Origin of the sequence: Sphingobium sp. LMA1-1-1.1 (assembly GCF_040676365.1) — a bacterium.
Taxonomy (GTDB): Bacteria; Pseudomonadota; Alphaproteobacteria; order Sphingomonadales; family Sphingomonadaceae; genus Sphingobium.
The window spans coordinates 37579-54335 of sequence record NZ_JBEGHS010000012.1 but is presented as its reverse complement, the minus strand read 5'-3'; the positions used below and the strand labels follow the sequence as shown (position 1 = coordinate 54335).

The window sequence follows — 16757 nt, the reverse complement described above, 5'->3', positions numbered from 1 at the left end:
CTTCCATCTGCAATGACGGCGCCATATCCGCCATCCCGTTGCTCGATCCATGACGCCGTGCCGGGCAATGCCCCGCAGTGAAGGGCATGAGCCGCTGTGCGGGCGGCGGTGCGAAGCGGATCATTTTCATACGCAATTTCTATGTCTCGCTCATTTCCCCTGTCTCGATTTCAAACGCCGCCATGCCCTAATTGACCCGCGACAGACGATAGCCCGTCCCGCACCCCTGCGCGACAGATTCGGCTGCGGGAGTTTTCTTATGCAAGACATGCTCTGGATCGGCCTGATCCTCCTCCTTCTCGTCGCCAGCCTCGGCTATGCCGCGCTGTGCGAGCGGGCGTGAGGAGTGGCGTCATGACCATCGACCTCTGGCTCGCCGGGCTCACTGCCATCGGCCTTCTCCTTTATCTGGTCGCCGTGCTTGCGCGGCCTGAACGCTTTTAGGGAGGGCGTTTCATGACCTTTCAGGGATGGCTGCTGATCGCGGCCTTTGTCGGCCTGCTGCTTGTCCTGGTAAAGCCCGTCGGCCTGTGGCTGTTCGCGCTGTACGAAGGGCGCCGTACGCCGCTTCATGCCGTGCTCGGCCCGGTCGAGCGCGGCTTCTACCACCTTTGCGGCATCGACCCGCAGGAGGAGCAGGGCTGGCGTCGCTATGCCGTGCACATGCTGATCTTCAACGCGGCAACACTGCTCCTCACCTACGCGCTGCTGCGGATGCAGGCGATGCTGCCGTTCAACCCGCAGCATCTGGGCGCGATTGACGAGCATCTCGCCTTCAACACCGCGATCAGCTTCACCTCGAACACCAACTGGCAGAGCTATTCGGGGGAATCGACCATGTCGAACCTCAGCCAGATGCTGGCGCTCACCCTCCATAATTTCCTTTCCGCCGCGACCGGCATCGCGCTCGCATTCGCCTTGTTCCGCGGTTTTGCGCGACGGAACAGCGCCACCATCGGCAATTTCTGGGCCGATACGGTGCGGGTGACGCTCTACCTGTTGCTGCCGCTCTCCGTCGTGCTTGCCATCTTCTACATGGCGAGCGGCGTGCCACAGACGCTGGCGGGGTCGATCGACATCACGACGCTGGAAGGCGCGAAGCAGACCCTCGCCCTGGGCCCGGTCGCGGGGCAGGAGGCGATCAAGATACTGGGCACCAACGGCGGCGGCTTCTTCAACGCCAACAGCGCCCACCCGTTCGAAAATCCGACCGCCATCACCAATTTCGTGCAGATGCTCTCGATCTTCGCAATCGGCGTTGGCCTCACCTACACCTTCGGCAAGGCGGTCGGCAATGTGCGCCAGGGATGGGCCATCCTTGCCGCGATGATGGTCCTGTTCCTCGCCGGCGTAGCTGTCACCTATTGGCAGGAGGCGGCGGGCAACCCCATCCTCCACCATCTGGGGGTGCCCGGCGGCAATATGGAGGGGAAGGAGGTGCGGTTCGGCATCGCTGCCTCCGCCCTCTTCTCCGTCATCACCACGGCGGCGAGTTGCGGCGCGGTCAATGCCATGCATGACAGCTTCACCGCTCTCGGCGGCCTGGTCCCGCTGTTCAACATGCAGTTGGGCGAAGTCGTGGTCGGCGGCGTCGGCGCGGGCATATATGGCTTCCTGCTGTTCGCCATCCTCGCCGTATTCGTCGCCGGGCTGATGGTCGGCCGCACCCCGGAATATGTCGGCAAGAAGATCGAGAGCCGGGAGGTGAAGCTCGCCGTTCTCGCCATCGCCGTGCTGCCGCTGGTGATATTGGTCTTCACCGCGCTGGCGAGCGTGCTGCCGGCTGGTCTTGCGGGGCCGCTCAACAAGGGACCGCACGGGTTCAGCGAGATCCTCTACGCCTTCACCAGCGCGGTCGCCAACAATGGGTCGGCCTTTGCCGGCATCTCCGCCAATACGCCCTTCTACAACGGCCTGATGGGCGTGGCGATGTGGGTCGGGCGCTTCTTCGTCATCATACCCATGCTGGCCATCGCCGGCGGACTGGCGGCGAAGAAATACACGCCGGAAACCGCGGGCAGCTTCCCCACCACGGGACCGCTCTGGACAGGGTTGCTGGTCGGCATCGTGTTGATCGTCGGCGGCCTCACCTTCCTGCCCGGCCTCGCCCTTGGCCCCATCGCGGATCATCTCGCGATGATCCATGGCCAGCTCTTTTAAGGATCACCAGCCCATGCCCCGGTCCGAAGCCAAATCGCTCTTCACCGTCGACCTCATCCTTCCCGCGATCGGCGACGCCTTCCGCAAGCTGAAACCACGGGAACTGATCCGCAACCCAGTGATGTTCACGACCGCCACGGTCGCCGTGCTGCTGACGCTGCTGCTCGCCGTGGGGCAGGACCATCTCGGCATCGGCTTCAAGCTGCAACTGGTGGTCTGGCTGTGGCTGACGGTGCTGTTCGGGACCTTTGCCGAATCGCTGGCGGAAGGACGCGGCAAGGCGCAGGCCGCCTCGTTGCGCGCAGCCAAGGCGGAACTGACCGCAAAGCGGCTGAGGGGCGACGCGGTCGAGACAGTCCCGGCCAGCCTGCTCAGGATGGGCGACGTCGTGCTGGTCGAAACCGGCGACCTTATCCCCTCCGACGGCGAGGTCATTGCCGGTGTCGCTTCGGTCAATGAAGCGGCCATTACCGGCGAATCCGCGCCGGTCATCAGGGAAGCGGGCGGCGACCGCAGCGCGGTGACGGCAGGAACGCGCGTCATTTCCGACCAGATCCGGGTTCGCGTCACGGTCAATCCCGGACAGGGCTTTCTCGATCGCATGATCGCCCTGGTGGAGGGCGCCGAACGGCAGAAGACCCCCAATGAGATCGCCCTCACTTTGCTGCTGGTGGGCCTGACCATCATATTCCTGATCGCCGTCGGCACGATACCGGGCTTTGCCAGCTATGCGGGCGGTAGCATTCCGGTGGCGATCCTCGCCGCCTTGCTGATCACGCTCATTCCGACGACCATAGCCGCCCTGCTGTCGGCCATCGGCATTGCGGGCATGGACCGGCTCGTGCGGTTCAACGTGCTGGCCAAGTCGGGCCGCGCCGTGGAGGCGGCCGGCGACATAGACACGCTGCTGCTCGATAAGACCGGCACCATTACCGTGGGCGATCGTCAGGCGACCGAGTTCCGCGCCGTCGGGGGAACAACCCAGGCCGCATTGGCCGAAGCCGCGCTGCTCGCCAGCCTGGCCGACGAAACGCCGGAGGGCCGCTCCATCGTCCTGCTGGCGCGGGAGAAGTTCGGGCAAAGCGCGGATACGCTGCCCGAAGGAGCGGTGGTCATTCCCTTCACCGCCCAGACCCGCCTTTCCGGGGTGACGCTCCAGGGATCGACCATCCAGAAGGGTGCCGTGGACAGCATCCTGCGGGCCAATCCCGGTCTTGAGGAGGAGCCCGCGGCACAGGAGCTTCGCCGCATCACCGACGAAATCGCGCGCGCGGGCGGCACGCCCCTGGCGGTGGCGAAGGACGGGCGGCTGCTCGGCGCGATCTTCCTCAAGGATATCGTCAAGGCGGGCATCCGGGAACGTTTCGGGGAACTGCGGCAAATGGGGATCCGCACGGTGATGATCACCGGCGACAATCCATTGACCGCAGCCTCCATCGCGGCGGAAGCGGGCGTGGACGATTTCCTCGCCCAGGCCACGCCTGAGGACAAGCTGGCGTTGATCCGCAAGGAACAGCAGGGGGGACGGCTGGTCGCCATGTGCGGCGACGGCACCAACGACGCGCCGGCGCTGGCGCAGGCGGATGTCGGCGTGGCGATGAATACCGGCACCCAGGCGGCGCGGGAAGCGGGCAATATGGTCGACCTCGACAGCGATCCGACCAAGCTGATCGAGGTGGTGGGCCTTGGCAAGCAACTGCTGATGACGCGAGGGGCACTGACCACCTTCTCGGTAGCCAATGACGTCGCCAAATATTTCGCGATCATCCCGGCGATGTTCGTGGCGCTCTATCCCGGCCTTGGGGTGCTCAACATCATGGACCTCGCCAGCCCGGAGAGCGCGATCCTTTCGGCCATCATCTTCAACGCGTTGATCATCCCGTGCCTGGTACCCCTGGCGCTGAAAGGCGTGACCTATCGCCCGATCGGAGCGGGACCGCTGCTGGCACGAAACCTCGCCATTTACGGGCTTGGCGGGCTGGTGGCGCCCTTTGTAGGGATCAAGCTGATCGACCTTGCCGTGAATGGGCTGGGCCTGGCCTGACCCGCAGCGCAACAGCCGTTCGTTTCGCGCGAACGGAGGAAAGGACTTTCCGATGTTTACCGACCTGAAGACCGCCCTGCGCCCTGCGCTGGTCATGACCCTGCTTTTCGCGCTGCTGTTGGGGCTCATCTATCCGCTGGCGCTGACCGGCATTGGCCAGGCGCTCTTTCCCTTTCAGGCCAATGGCAGCGTGATCCGGCATAACGGCAGGCCGGTCGGCTCCGTCTTGATCGGCCAGAACTTCTCCGAAGACCGCTATTTCCATCCACGCCCGTCCGCAGCGGGCAAGGGCTATGATGGCCTCGCCTCCTCCGGCTCCAACCTCGGTCCCACGGCGAAAGCGTTGGCGGAGCGGGTCGCAACGGACGTCAAAGCCCTTCACTCGCCCGGTCGTCCCGTTCCATCCGACCTGGTGACCACCTCCGCGTCGGGGCTGGACCCTGATATCAGCCCCGATGCGGCCTTTTTCCAGGTGGAACGGGTGGCCCGGGCACGTCGACTGAACGCTGACCAGGTCCGCGCGCTGGTGCAAAGGAGCATCCGGCAGCCGCTTCTCGGCTTTCTGGGCGAAGCGCGGGTCAATGTCCTCGAAATCAATCGACGGCTGGACGACATCAGCGCCAATCCGACAGGATGAAGCCGACGGCCCTGTCCCTTGTCATTCGGCGGCTGAGGCCATGACACATGAGAGGGCCTCGATGATGCCATTGGCGACAAGCACCGCATGATGTGTCACTTCGGGAAGACCCATCAGTTCGCCAAATTGCCCCCGAGCCAGTGGACCGGCCACGAACAACGAGTCATTCGCGCCGCCTTTGCCGAGCAATCGGCTTTTCTCGTCCACCGGCAGCCCAAGCCCGGTCGGATCGACCACGACCCGGCCCGCGTTCAACAAGTCGGCAAGAAAGGGCTGGGACGTCAGAACGTCCGAATGACCCGGCCCCGTCGTTGCCACCACAGCGTCGAAAGTCTGTCTTTCCGTCCGTCCGGACCGCCTTTTGAACGACACATGCAAGCCATCAGCGTCGGCATCGGCCGATCGCAGGGATGCGGCATATATGTCGAGCGACCCGCTCGCCAATCGTCGATCGAGCAGCGCGTCGACCTGCGGCGCTATGCGAAATCTGTGCGTATCCCAGAAGGGACGGATATGGCGAATGAGACGACGCCGCTCGGCAAGCGGCAATGCGCGCCAGATGCCCTGGCCCTGCGTTCTAAGACAATCAAACAGACCCTGCCAGGGGCGGTCCGGCCGCACCGCCCGACGCACGCGGCGAACCAGGTCGAGTGCCGTACGCGAAGGCGGCGTCAGGAAATCGCCATAGGGTTCGACCGGCTTCCGGGCATGGGCTCGCGACCGCTGGCCGCGGCGGGAAATGGCGGTGATGTGGCCCGCATGTCCCTTGCGCTCCAGCGAAGCGACGACGTCAGCCATGGTCAGCCCGGTCCCGACGATCAGTACCCTGTCGCTGGCATCAATGCCATCCAGCGCGCCCGGCGCCCATGGATCGGCAACGAACTTGGGCTGTCCCGCCAATCCGCCGGTCAATATCTCCGGAGGCATGGGCGGGGGGTGGCTGGTGGCGATGACGACCACATCTGCCTGATATAGCTCTCCTCCGCTCGTCTCCAAGGCCCAGCCAAGACGGGTGGAAGGACGGACGCGGGCGATTGCGGACCGGATATGGCGGACGCACCCGCTCGCCAGCACCGGTTCCAGCATCTCGCGGACATAGCGCCCGAACAAATGCCTTGCCGGAAAGCGGCGCCCGTCCGGCAGCACCGCATCCGGATCGTCGCCCAGCGCGTCATTCTGGTCGAGCCATTGGCTGAACTGGTCCGGTTCATCGGGGTCCAGCGTCATGCGACGCGCCGGAACATTGACACGATGCGATGGATCGAGGGTTGAATAAGCCAGGCCCGCACCGATCGCATCACGCTGTTCGAAGATCAGGATGCGCACGGCATCGCCCCCAATCCTCGCCAGATGATATGCAGTCGCCGCGCCCGAAAAACCGCCGCCGATGATCGCTACCGCTGGAGGAAGATCGTTTGTCACGCCATCTTCCTCAGGACTGACCGGTTCGCAGCAACGGGCGGTGGTCGCCGGCGATGGTTTCGCCAAACGGTCCCATATTGCTGATGGCCGCTCTCGGCCCGGTCGCATGGGCAAGCGGCAGGCGCGGCAGCACCAGCTCGCCGAAACGATAGGCTTCCTCCAGATGCGGATAACCCGACAGGATGAAGCTGTCGATGCCCAGGCGTCGATATTCGTCGATGCGCGCCGCCACCGTTTCCGGATCGCCAACCAGAGCGGTGCCCGCGCCGCCCCGGACGAGGCCAACGCCCGCCCACAGGTCGGGGCTGATCTCCAGCCGGTCGCGGCGGCCGCCGTGCAGGTTGCTCATGCGCTGCTGGCCCACCGAGTCCATCCGCGCGAACACGCTCTGCGCGCTGGCGATGGTGTCGTCGTCGAGGCGGCTGATCAGACGGTCGGCTTCAGCCCAGGCCTCCTCTCGCGTCTCCCGGACAATCACATGCAGGCGAATGCCGAAGCTGACCTCACGCCCCTCCGCCCTGGCCAGCGTACGAATATTGGCGATTTTCCCGGCGACATCCGCCGGGGGTTCGCCCCAGGTCAGATATTTGTCGACCATGCGCGCGGCGATGCGCGACCCGGCATCGGACGATCCGCCGAAATAGAGCGGCGGATAGGGCGTCTGAACCGGCGGAAACAAAAGACGCCCGTCAGAAATGCGGAAGTGCTTGCCCTCATGCTCCACGACCTCGCCGCGCAGCAGCGCCCGATAGATGCCGAGAAATTCCTCGGTCACCTCATAGCGTTCAGCATGGCTTTGAAAGATGCCGTCGCCGCCATTTTCCACCGGGTCGCCGCCGGTGACCACGTTGATGAGCAAGCGACCGTTGGAAATGCGATCCAGCGTCGCTGTCATCCGCGCGGCGAGCGTGGGGGACTGCAGGCCCGGGCGCACCGCGACCAGAAAGCGCAGCCGCTCCGTCACTGGCGCAAGTGCGGAGGCGACCACCCAGCTATCCTCGCAACTGCGGCCCGTCGGCAACAGTACGCCATAATAGCCCAGTGAATCCGCGGCCTGGGCCACCTGCCTCAGATAAGGCAGGTCGACCGCCCGGCCACCCTCCTGCGTGCCCAGATAGCGGCTGTCGCCATGCGTCGGCAGGAACCAGAGAACATTGATCTTGTCAGGGACAGGGGCGGCCATGGCTCAGCTCCACGCGTGAAGCGGCGGCTTTTCGCCGTTGAGATAGTAGTTGCCCAGGATCGCATATTTCCAGCGGACCGGATCGTGCAGCGTATGGGTGCGCGCGTTCCGCCAGTGCCGGTCAAGCCCATGTTCGGCGAGCGTCGAGCGCGTGCCGGCCAACTCGAACAGCTTGTTGGTTGCATCGATGGCAAGCTCAGTGCTCAGCACCTTGGCTTCGGCCGTGGTGATCTGCGCGGCCGCGACGGTTTCCGCATTCGGGTTGGCGACAGCTTCATCGACCGCGATCGCCGCGCGATCAAGCAGCGCGCGTGTCGCGTTGAGGCGCAGCTTCAGCCCACCGACCGCCTGGATGACATAGGGATCCTGCCATGCATGGTCGAGGCCACTGTCCAGCCATGGCCGTGACTTGGTTCGCACGAACCGGATGGTGTCCTCGATCGCGGCGGCGGCGATGCCGGTATCGACCGCGACCTGAATGATCTGGAAGATCGGGCCGTCGGCCGTTGGCTCGGCATAGCCCTTCCACCCTGGGATCACATGGCTCTTGGGTACGCGAACATTGTCCAGGATCACCGTACCGCTCAGCGTCGTGCGCTGACCAAAGGCGGACCAGTCGTCGATCACCGTCAGACCCGGCGCGCCCCGCTCGGCAATGGCATACCAGGCGCGGCCTTCGCCATCGACGGCGACGATCGGAACCAGATGCGCGAGCAAGGCGCCGGTCGAATAGAATTTGCGGCCCGAAACGATCACATCGTCGCCGTCCTCCGCGAAGCTGGTTTCGAATTCGGCGGCGCGTTTCGATCCGAATTCAGAAAAGGCATTGCCGAACCGCGTGCCCGACAGCACCTTTTCGAACAGGATCTTCTTTTGCTCCGGCTCGGCGGTGGTGCGGATCGCCGCGACGACGCCGATATGGTTCTGCGGAATCTGGCCCAATGAAGGATCGGCGGCCGAAATGATTTCGATGACCTTCACGATCGTCCGATAGGAAAGCTCCGGCCCGCCATGGTCACGCGGCACGTTGAGCGACCAGAGTCCGCTTTGCGAAAAGGCGTCGAGTTCAGCGACTGGCCAGATGCGCTCGCGGTCGCGTTCCGCAGCGCCCTCGACAAAACGCGCAGCCAGCCTTTCCGCCGTCTCGATCGCTTCGGCATCGCTGCGGATGATGTGGGCGGGGTCGGCGGGCCGGGCGAGCGGCGGTACGCCTTCCCGAACATGGGGCTTGTTGATCGCATTCATGACGATACTCCTTTTGAAGCGGGAATGGACGGATTGTCTGTTCAGTTGATGCTGCGAAACGGCAGCAGCGCGGCACGGCTGTCGAATGAAAGCGCCGTGTCATCTGCGGAGAAACTGCTGTTCGGCGGGGTCGCGTGACGGCTCGGTGGCGCGCTCGACAGTGGATCTTCGAACATCATCGCAGACGCGCGCACCGACTTGGTGAGCAAGCGCGGATCGGAATAGGTCTTGAAGGAATCGTTATTGGCCAATGCCTTGCCTCCTTCTGAGGGGTGATCGGCGTTTTCGCGCCGGCAGGTTCACCCGCCTGCCCACGAGACATGGTCGACGGCCGCCGCCGCAGGCGGGCTCCGCTCCATCATGCGCGAGAAGGACGGGTGGTGCGCTACGCATCGGGATCAAGCCACTTCGAGCGCCGCTTCGGCTTCCAGCTCCCGCACGATCGGCAGGACATTGCGGCCGAAATATTCGACCTCCTCCTGGAAATGCAGAAAGGCCGAGAGGATGAGGTCGACGCCGACAGCCTTCAGCGCGATGATGCGCTCGGCGATCTGGCGGGGCGTGCCGATCAGGTTCGTCTTGAACCCGTCATTATACTGGACGAGGTCGTTGAAGGTCGACTTGGCCCAATTGCCCTCACCCTCCGGCGAAGCCTTGCCTGCCTGGCTTGCCGCCGATCCGAACGCCTGGACCGCCTCCGGATCCGCTTGCGCGATGATGTCGTCGAGGACCTGCCGGGCCTCTTCCTCAGAATCGCGCGCGATGATGAAGGCGTTGACACCGATTTTGACGCTGCGCCCTTCGGCCGCCGCCTTGGCACGCACGTCGTCGACCTGTGCCTTGATCCCTTCGATGCTGTTGCCATTGGTGAAGTACCAGTCGGACACGCGCGCCGCCATGTCGCGCGCCGCGCGCGAACTGCCGCCCTGAAACACCTCGGGATGCGGCCGCTGCAGCGGCTTTGGTTGCAGCGTATAGTCAGTGAAACGGTAGAAATCGCCACGGAAGCTGAAGTTGTCCGTAGTCCAGATGCCTTTGAGCGCGCGAATGAATTCCTCAGAGCGGCGATAGCGCTCGTCATGTTCCAGCCAATATTCGCCAATGGCGGTGAACTCGCCCTTGAACCAGCCGCTGACGAGGTTGATGGCCACTCGGCCCCCGCTGATCTGATCGATGGTGGCAAGCTGCTTGGCAACGACGGCCGGAGTCCACGGCCCCGGCAGGATCGCGGCGATGACCTTCAGCCTGGTCGTCGCCGCCAGCAGCGCCTGGCTGAAGGCAACCGGCTCATGCTGATATTCTGCGCCATAGCCTGCGGTGAAGCGGATTTGCGAGAGCGCATAGTCGAAGCCTGCCGCTTCCGCGATCTGGGCAAGCTTGCGGTTGTAATCGATGTCCCAGCTCGTCCGCTGCTGGATCTTGCTGACGACCAGGCCGCCGCTGACATTGGGCACCCAATAGGCAAAGCGAACTGGTTCGACTGAGGGGGAGGACATGGGCAATCTCCTGTCGTGATGGGGAAGAATTGGGGGGAGTCAGAGCTGGGCCAGAAAGGGCTGGCGCAGAATGGCGGCCTGCGTTGCCTCCAGCCGGTTGAGCCAGGGGAGAGCGGCATCGACCGCCCTTGAGATGCGCTCGACGAGGGCAGGATTGGCCGGGCGAAAATCGATGAAGTCGCCTTCGGCCGCGTAGATGCCGAGCGGGAGCGGCACTGCGTCGAAAAAGGCAAATAGCGGGCGCAATTGATGATCGATCATCAGCATGTGCCGCTCCGTGCCACCCGTCGCGGCGAGCAGCACCGGACGCCCGACCAGCGCCTCCCGCCCGACAAAGTCGAACAGATGCTTGAGGAGCCCGGTATAGGATGCCCGGTAGACGGGACTGGCGACAATCAGCAGGTCCGCCTCCTCGATCGCCTGAACGGCAGCGAAGGCATCGGCGGGCAGATCCGCGCGCTGCATTGCGCCGCCGACCTGCGGCCCGATTTCGGAAAGCTTCACCGTGCGAACGCGAGCGGGAAGCGCGGCTTGCAATTCGCCGATTATCGCATCGAGCAACGCCTCGGTGCGGGAGGGCTGCTGCAGTGATCCGGCAATGGCCGTAACGTTGAGCATTTTGGTCATCGAACTGCTTCCTTGTGGACGAGCTTCACTAAGCAGAAATCGTGCCAATTTTATTATATCTTTATATTTCAGTTGATTACATCGGTTTTCTTCCAAACCGTTCTGCCGACATGCTTCTTATTGCGCAGCGATGTGCTGATCCGCTGCTGCATAAGCAGCAGGAGGCAATCAGGAGTAGAAGGTAGGCAGCGGCTCCTGATCGTTGAGCGCCCAGTCCCCGAGTTCCCGCAGCTTGTAGTCGACCGGGTCATCAGGGCGTGGGTGCGCAAATTGCGTCAGAAGCGGTCGAAACCGAAATGTCCCGTGGTCGATCGCGCGCCCATTATATCGAACATGCGTTTGTGATCTCCATCCTGCCGCGTACCGACACGACCTTCGCAGTGACGATGCCGATCACCGTTTCCGACCACTGCTGTCCGGATAGGGCGTCGTTCTGCTCCCACGCAGCGTCCAGCAGAGCTGCGGCACGATCGTTCAACAACCGCGCACCTTCCAGAGCAAGCCAGGCCTCCCAGCCCGCTCCAGTGCATAGGAGTCTTTCGACAGCTGCTCGGCGGACATGAACAGGCGGACGTTCACCCGACCGAACGTCGCGACTCCGCTGTCAAATCGGAACTTGAATGTTATACATTTTAATATATTTTCTGCAGCGTTGTTTAGGCCCATGAAGGACATGCCGCCAGCAAATCTGTCGGCGCTCATGGCGCAAGTCACGGAGTCAATATTGCTCTCGATCCTCAAAAATGCGTGGTATGCGGCGGCTTTTTCGGATGAGGTGATCGATAAGCCGCTGTCCCGGACCCTGGTCGAGCGAAAGGTCGCCCTGTTCCGCGGCGAAGATGGCAAGGTGGGCATGATCCTGGACCGCTGTCCCCATCGCTTCGCACCCCTTTCCGCAGGCCGGCAGGATGGCGACACACTGGAATGCCCTTACCACGGACTGCGCTTCAACCGCGCTGGCGAATGCGTCTACAATCCGCATTCCAAGACAAAGGGGCCATTGCGGGCGGCGGACATCCCGTCCTGGCCCGTGATGGAACGCTACGGCATTATCTGGTTCTGGCCAGGCGACCCGCAACAGGCGGATGAATCCAGCCTTCCGTCGATCGATTTTCTCGACAAGCCGGAGGAATATGCGCTGGTCAAGGGCCGGCTCCATGTCCGCGGCCATTATGAACTGGTCGTGGATAATCTGCTGGACCTAAGCCATGCCGCTTTCATCCACCCTCAGTTCAGCGGCGGCGCCAACACGCCCGAGGAGATACTGGCCGCTACCAGCCAGCGCCTGGAACGGCGCGCAAGGTCGATCGTGAACCACCGCATCCGCACCGGCCTTGGGCCGTCCTCCGCCCATGTCCGGCTGTTCGGCATGGACCCGGCCATACCGGTCGAATCCGACCTCACCATGACATGGTACCCCCCCGCGATGTTGGATTTTGCGCTGGGCAGCTGGGAAATGGGGCAGGAGCGCGAACAGGGCATCCACATTCCCCAACTGCACATCATCACACCGGAAACCGAGTTTACATCGCATTATTTCTTCATCAACGGGCGCAATCGGCGGCAGGGTGAACCCGAAGTTGACAAGGCCCTTCTCGATTTCTTCGACATGGCATTCGCCCGGCAAGATGAACCGATGATCGAGATGGTGCAGGCCAATATGGGCGCTGTGAGCGATATTAACGAACTGGGCCCGATCCTTCTTCCCACCGACGCGGCTCCCGTCTCCGCCCGCCGCATGCTGGCAGACCTGATCGCGACAGAAAGGCATGATGCGGAAAGCCGCCAATCGAACGAGGGGGTAGAACTCACCGCATCCTGACGCACCGGGACGAATGGTCCTGACGAAGCGGCAAATTGCCAACTTCGGACGAATATCTTCATATAGCCTTGGCATATATGCTCGCCAGCTGCGGCGTACGTAAAAATATTCTTCGCTCTGATGCATGCCACCAATGCCGAAAAGACAATGCGGGGCTGCTCAACAAGGAACCCCCTTGATCGCCACTCCAATATCGCCTATCAAAATGGACTAACAATATTGCCGCTAAAGCATAGAGAGGGATAGAAATGGCCATGACCGCTCCGACGGATATTGTCGGCCGCCATGCGACGAATGGCCGGCCCATCCTGCAATCCAGCGAACATGCGCTGGCAGAGGCGCGCGCCCTGCTTCCCCTGCTGGCACAGCAGGACAGCCAGTTCGAAGCCGACCGGCGCCTGCCCGACGCAGTGGTCGACCGGATCCGAGCCACCGGGCTGTTCGGCATCGTCATGCCGCGCGATCTGGGTGGTTCCGAACTGGGCTTTGCGGATCTGGTCAGGGTCACGGCGGAAATCGGGGCCGTGTCGGGCTCGGCGGCCTGGATCTATGGCGTTCTGGCCGGCCATAGCTGGCTGATCAACCTGTTCCCCGCCGATGCGCAGCAAGAGGTGATGCAAGATCCCACCACGCTGCTCGCCACCGTTTTTCGCCTTAATGGCGAGGTTGTGGAGGAAGGGGACGGCTATCGACTGCGGGGAGGCCTTGGCCGATTCTGTTCGGGCATTGATTATGCGAGCTGGGTCATCATCGGCAATGCGGTCAAGAAATCCGACGGCAGCATGGAGCCGCGCTTCTTCGTCATACCCAGGTCGGATCTGGAGGTTCTGGACGACTGGCACACAATGGGCATGCGGGCGACGGGCAGCCGGTCGATCAGGATCGACGATGCCTTCATTCCGGCCCACCGCAGTTGTTCGTTGGCGGACATGCTGGCTGGCTCCACGCCGGGTGCCCGGCTCCATGAATCAGCCGTCTATCGCCTGCCCTTCTCAAGTGTCGCCCCTTTCTCCATCGTTGGCGCGCCTCTGGGCATGGCACAGGGGATGATCAAGCGCTTCGCCGACGATCTGGGCAGCAAGTTGGCCGAGGCGGATCCGCTGGAGGTCGCCGAACAGTCCGCAACGCTTGGGCGCATCGCGGAAGTCTCGGCAGAGGTGGACGCCGCATTGGCGCTGGTGATCGCAGACGCGGAAACCATCGACCGCGCCCGGGATCCGCGGGAAATCACGCCGCTGATCAGCGCCCGCATATCCCGCGATTGGGCATGGGCCGTGCAGCGCGCCCGTCATTCCGCCAACCGCATCTTCGAAGCGTCGGGCGGCACCGCCATCTATGACGGGGAACGAATGCAGCAGATGTTCCGCGACATTAATGCCTCGTCGCAGCATTTCGCCTTCACCTGGGACCGGGCCATGCCGGCATATGGCCGGGCGATGGCGGGCCTGAAGCCAGGCAGCTTCGCCCTGCCCTCCCGCAAATAGGGGGTCGGCGAGCCAGGTCGAAAAGGATGCCCGCGATGTGTGGCATCCGCATCGCCGATGTAGCGTCGCGCATCCCAATCCGTCTGGGGTACGCACCCCGCTACCTCGCGCGCTTTCGCAGTGGATGGAAACGCTTCCCGACCGGGAAATCAGCGGATCAAGGAACTGCGTTGAAAGCGACGGCGAAATGTGCATAAGATCGTTATACGATTAATTATATCAATTATCCGATAGGAACACTCATGGCGCAGCATGTCCAGGACACGATCATCTGCGTGTCGGCCAATGGCAAGACCGACTCCTCCAGCCAGCGCGCGGCGCGACGGATGCTTGTCGCCACGGCGGACGGCGTGCTCGACTTCAGGCGCAGCGGGCCGGGCGCGCCGTGGAAGCTGGAGGATGAAAGGCTTTTGCCTGGCCGCCATGTCAGCGCGCTCGTCTATGACGAACCCACCGGCCTTCTTTTCGCGGGGCTGCATTTCGAAGGCGGACTGTTGGTCAGCCAGGACGAAGGCGCCACATGGGAGCCACGCAATACCGGGTTGGATTCGGGTCATGTCTATTCGCTGCTGGTGCAGCATGTCGGCTCTGCCACGATCCTGAACCTGGGAACCGAACCAGTGATGTTTTATCGCAGCTTCGACCTGGGCAAGAGCTGGCAGGCTTATCCCAAATGCACCGAGGTTGAAGGGACTGAACACTGGTTCTTCCCGCGCTCGGCACCCCATATCAAACATATTGCGTCACACCCCTCCCGTCCTGAAGCCATCTATATATGCGTGGAACAAGGCGATCTGCTGCGCAGTGACGACAGCGGAGAAAATTGGCGGTCGATCAATTCGATGGAACGGCCTGACGACAAGTTCCGCCGCGATCAGCATCGCGTCATATTCGTTGGCGACAATGCCGAAGAACTTTATCTGACCACCGGCATCGGGCTCTACCACAGCAGCGACGACGGCGAAAATTGGGAGCGATTGACCGACACGTCGCACGAATGCGCCTATCCCGACCCCTTCTTCATCCACCCGCATCATGACCTGCTGTTCATGGTGGGGGCCGGCATGAACCCCAATCCCAATTGGGGCGCGGCAGGCACGGCCTATCCCAAGTTCATGACCAGTACGGATCGCGGCCAGAGTTGGCAGGTGGCGATGAATGGCATGCCCGATCCAGTCGCCGGCAATCTGGAAGTGGCTGCGATGCATGTGTCCGAAGAAGGCGGTGTCGAACTTTACACAGGATCTGCCTGTGGGGAATTTTTCGCAAGCTTCGACAACGCCCAAAGTTGGACCCAGATCGGTCGCGGCCTGCCCCCAATGTCGAAAGGGCCGCATTTCCGGCATTTCCTGCCGCCCGAAGAGCGCGTCGCCTATGAAGAGAAGCTCAAGGCGATGAACGCCTTTGCCTGACGCGGACCGGCTTGCGAGAGGAATTGGAGTGATGACGGAAACAAGCCGCGCGGCGGTCAAGACCGGCGTGGAGAAGACCGAGCTGCGCGAATTCGCCTTGCCACGGCTTGGCGACGGCGATGGCCTGCTACGCGTCGAATCCTCCGGCGTGGGTGGCAGCGACCCTGAAACCTATCGCCGGGAAAATGCCGCGCCGTGCATCATGGGCCATGAAAATGTCGGGACGGTCGTGGATCTGGGCCAGGCCGCGCAAAGGCGCTGGGGCATCAAACCGGGCGACCGCATCGCATTGCACGAATATCTGCCCTGCTGGCATTGCCACTGGTGCCGGCAGGGCGATTTCCGCCTGTGCATGGAAGCAGATTTCTTCAATGTGAAGGATCGCTTCAACACCCTGCGCTATGGCACATGCAACGCGGACATCCCTCCCCATTTGTGGGGCGGCTTTGCAGAATATATGTATCTCGCCCCCAATGCGGTGATCCACAGGATCCCGGCCACGATGGACGCGCGTCATGCGACGATGGCAGTGCCGCTGGGCAATGGCGTACAATGGGCGGTGTTGGATGGGGGCGCGGGCCTGGGCAAAACCGTGCTGGTGTTCGGTCCGGGGCAGCAGGGGCTTAGCTGCGCGCTCGCGGCCAAGGCGGCGGGCGCGCTCAAAGTCATCATCGTAGGGCTCAGTCGCGACCGTGTGCGTCTCGACCTCGCCTTGCATCTGGGCGCGGACATCGCTGTCGATGCGCAACAAGAGGATCTTTCGCGGATTGTGGCGGCGGCTACGGACGGCAAGGGTGTTGACGTGGTCGTCGATACCACCGGGGATCCCGATGGCACCATAGCCGAACAGGCGGTCGCCCTTTCCGCCAAGGGCGCGTGGTTGAGCCTCAACGGACTTGGCGCGACAGTGCCGATCAATGAGATCAAGAAGCGCTACCTCACTGTCCGGGCGCCCCGCGGCCACAGCTATGGCGCAGTGCAAACGGCGTTGAACATCATCGCGAGCGGCATGTGGCCGATTGACAGGATGTGCAGTCACGATTTCGGATTGGACACAGTGCATGACGCCATCCTGGCAACAGCGGGACGGGGAATCGAAGGCGCAATCCACGTAACGGTAAGTCCGGCCAATGATCGGCAAAAATAAAATTTGAATGGAAAAGGAAATTATCGGCGGAAATGAAGGGTAGAATAACCAGTCCTGACTAGATCATGCCTTCGGCAT

General features: G+C 62.8%; 14 protein-coding genes. 8 read left to right on the top strand and 6 right to left on the bottom strand.

What is annotated here, in order from left to right:
• Positions 1-354: 354 nt before the first annotated feature.
• From MRBLMA1_RS07830 to kdpC, 4 genes are read left to right on the top strand one after another with little or no spacing between them, the layout of a single operon-like run.
• Entirely contained in the window at positions 355-444 is a 90-nt protein-coding gene (locus MRBLMA1_RS07830) for a potassium-transporting ATPase subunit F (protein WP_363735959.1), read from the top strand.
• A gap of 12 nt (positions 445-456) precedes the next feature.
• On the top strand, positions 457-2160 hold the full coding sequence (kdpA, locus tag MRBLMA1_RS07825; RefSeq protein ID WP_363735958.1) for a potassium-transporting ATPase subunit KdpA: 1704 nt from the start codon (positions 457-459) through the stop codon (positions 2158-2160).
• 13 nt (positions 2161-2173) lie between these two features.
• Positions 2174-4204, top strand: a complete 2031-nt coding sequence (gene kdpB / locus MRBLMA1_RS07820) for a potassium-transporting ATPase subunit KdpB (protein ID WP_363735957.1) — start codon at positions 2174-2176, stop codon at positions 4202-4204.
• Positions 4205-4256: 52 nt separating this feature from the next.
• Positions 4257-4841: a potassium-transporting ATPase subunit KdpC gene (gene kdpC / locus MRBLMA1_RS07815; protein ID WP_363735956.1), complete on the top strand. Its 585-nt coding sequence runs from the start codon at positions 4257-4259 to the stop codon at positions 4839-4841.
• Positions 4842-4862: 21 nt separating this feature from the next.
• Here the strand turns inward: kdpC and MRBLMA1_RS07810 are convergent, their stop codons facing one another.
• From MRBLMA1_RS07810 to msuE, 6 genes are all read right to left on the bottom strand, one after another.
• Positions 4863-6263, bottom strand: a complete 1401-nt coding sequence (locus tag MRBLMA1_RS07810; RefSeq protein ID WP_363735955.1) for an FAD/NAD(P)-binding protein — start codon at positions 6261-6263, stop codon at positions 4863-4865.
• A gap of 10 nt (positions 6264-6273) precedes the next feature.
• A complete protein-coding gene (gene ssuD / locus MRBLMA1_RS07805; protein WP_414714761.1) occupies positions 6274-7446 on the bottom strand; it encodes an FMNH2-dependent alkanesulfonate monooxygenase in 1173 nt (390 codons plus the stop codon).
• A 3-nt stretch (positions 7447-7449) separates the two neighbouring features.
• Positions 7450-8691 (bottom strand): SfnB family sulfur acquisition oxidoreductase, encoded by a 1242-nt coding sequence (locus MRBLMA1_RS07800; protein WP_363735954.1) that lies wholly within the window; start codon positions 8689-8691, stop codon positions 7450-7452.
• A 41-nt stretch (positions 8692-8732) separates the two neighbouring features.
• Positions 8733-8942, bottom strand: coding sequence for a hypothetical protein (locus MRBLMA1_RS07795; RefSeq protein ID WP_363735953.1), 210 nt, complete (start codon positions 8940-8942; stop codon positions 8733-8735).
• 147 nt (positions 8943-9089) lie between these two features.
• A complete protein-coding gene (sfnG, locus tag MRBLMA1_RS07790) occupies positions 9090-10187 on the bottom strand; it encodes a dimethylsulfone monooxygenase SfnG (RefSeq protein ID WP_363735952.1) in 1098 nt (365 codons plus the stop codon).
• A gap of 39 nt (positions 10188-10226) precedes the next feature.
• Positions 10227-10814, bottom strand: coding sequence for an FMN reductase (gene msuE, locus MRBLMA1_RS07785; protein ID WP_363735951.1), 588 nt, complete (start codon positions 10812-10814; stop codon positions 10227-10229).
• A gap of 673 nt (positions 10815-11487) precedes the next feature.
• Between msuE and MRBLMA1_RS07780 the strand changes: the two genes are divergently transcribed.
• The 4 genes from MRBLMA1_RS07780 (at position 11488) to MRBLMA1_RS07765 (ending at position 16679) form a co-directional block, all read left to right on the top strand.
• Complete coding sequence (locus MRBLMA1_RS07780; protein ID WP_363735950.1) at positions 11488-12636, top strand: aromatic ring-hydroxylating dioxygenase subunit alpha; 1149 nt, start codon at positions 11488-11490, stop codon at positions 12634-12636.
• Positions 12637-12890: 254 nt separating this feature from the next.
• Complete coding sequence (locus tag MRBLMA1_RS07775) at positions 12891-14120, top strand: acyl-CoA dehydrogenase family protein (protein ID WP_363735949.1); 1230 nt, start codon at positions 12891-12893, stop codon at positions 14118-14120.
• A 242-nt stretch (positions 14121-14362) separates the two neighbouring features.
• Positions 14363-15532 carry a WD40/YVTN/BNR-like repeat-containing protein gene (locus tag MRBLMA1_RS07770; RefSeq protein ID WP_363735948.1) on the top strand — a complete coding sequence of 390 codons (1170 nt, stop codon included), beginning with the start codon at positions 14363-14365 and terminating at the stop codon, positions 15530-15532.
• Positions 15533-15563: 31 nt separating this feature from the next.
• A complete protein-coding gene (locus tag MRBLMA1_RS07765) occupies positions 15564-16679 on the top strand; it encodes a zinc-dependent alcohol dehydrogenase (RefSeq protein ID WP_363735947.1) in 1116 nt (371 codons plus the stop codon).
• Positions 16680-16757: the final 78 nt, after the last annotated feature.

Bases quoted from the DNA above. Each gene is read 5' to 3' on its own strand.
- kdpA (WP_363735958.1), top strand. From the start codon at position 457: ATGACCTTTCAGGGATGGCTGCTGATCGCGGCCTTTGTCGGCCTGCTG.
- MRBLMA1_RS07770 (WP_363735948.1), top strand. From the start codon at position 14,363: ATGGCGCAGCATGTCCAGGACACGATCATCTGCGTGTCGGCCAATGGC.
- MRBLMA1_RS07775 (WP_363735949.1), top strand. From the start codon at position 12,891: ATGACCGCTCCGACGGATATTGTCGGCCGCCATGCGACGAATGGCCGG.
- MRBLMA1_RS07765 (WP_363735947.1), top strand. From the start codon at position 15,564: ATGACGGAAACAAGCCGCGCGGCGGTCAAGACCGGCGTGGAGAAGACC.
- MRBLMA1_RS07800 (WP_363735954.1), bottom strand. From the start codon at position 8,691: ATGAATGCGATCAACAAGCCCCATGTTCGGGAAGGCGTACCGCCGCTC.
- ssuD (WP_414714761.1), bottom strand. From the start codon at position 7,446: ATGGCCGCCCCTGTCCCTGACAAGATCAATGTTCTCTGGTTCCTGCCG.
- MRBLMA1_RS07830 (WP_363735959.1), top strand. From the start codon at position 355: ATGACCATCGACCTCTGGCTCGCCGGGCTCACTGCCATCGGCCTTCTC.
- sfnG (WP_363735952.1), bottom strand. From the start codon at position 10,187: ATGTCCTCCCCCTCAGTCGAACCAGTTCGCTTTGCCTATTGGGTGCCC.
- msuE (WP_363735951.1), bottom strand. From the start codon at position 10,814: ATGACCAAAATGCTCAACGTTACGGCCATTGCCGGATCACTGCAGCAG.
- MRBLMA1_RS07780 (WP_363735950.1), top strand. From the start codon at position 11,488: ATGCCGCCAGCAAATCTGTCGGCGCTCATGGCGCAAGTCACGGAGTCA.
- kdpB (WP_363735957.1), top strand. From the start codon at position 2,174: ATGCCCCGGTCCGAAGCCAAATCGCTCTTCACCGTCGACCTCATCCTT.
- kdpC (WP_363735956.1), top strand. From the start codon at position 4,257: ATGTTTACCGACCTGAAGACCGCCCTGCGCCCTGCGCTGGTCATGACC.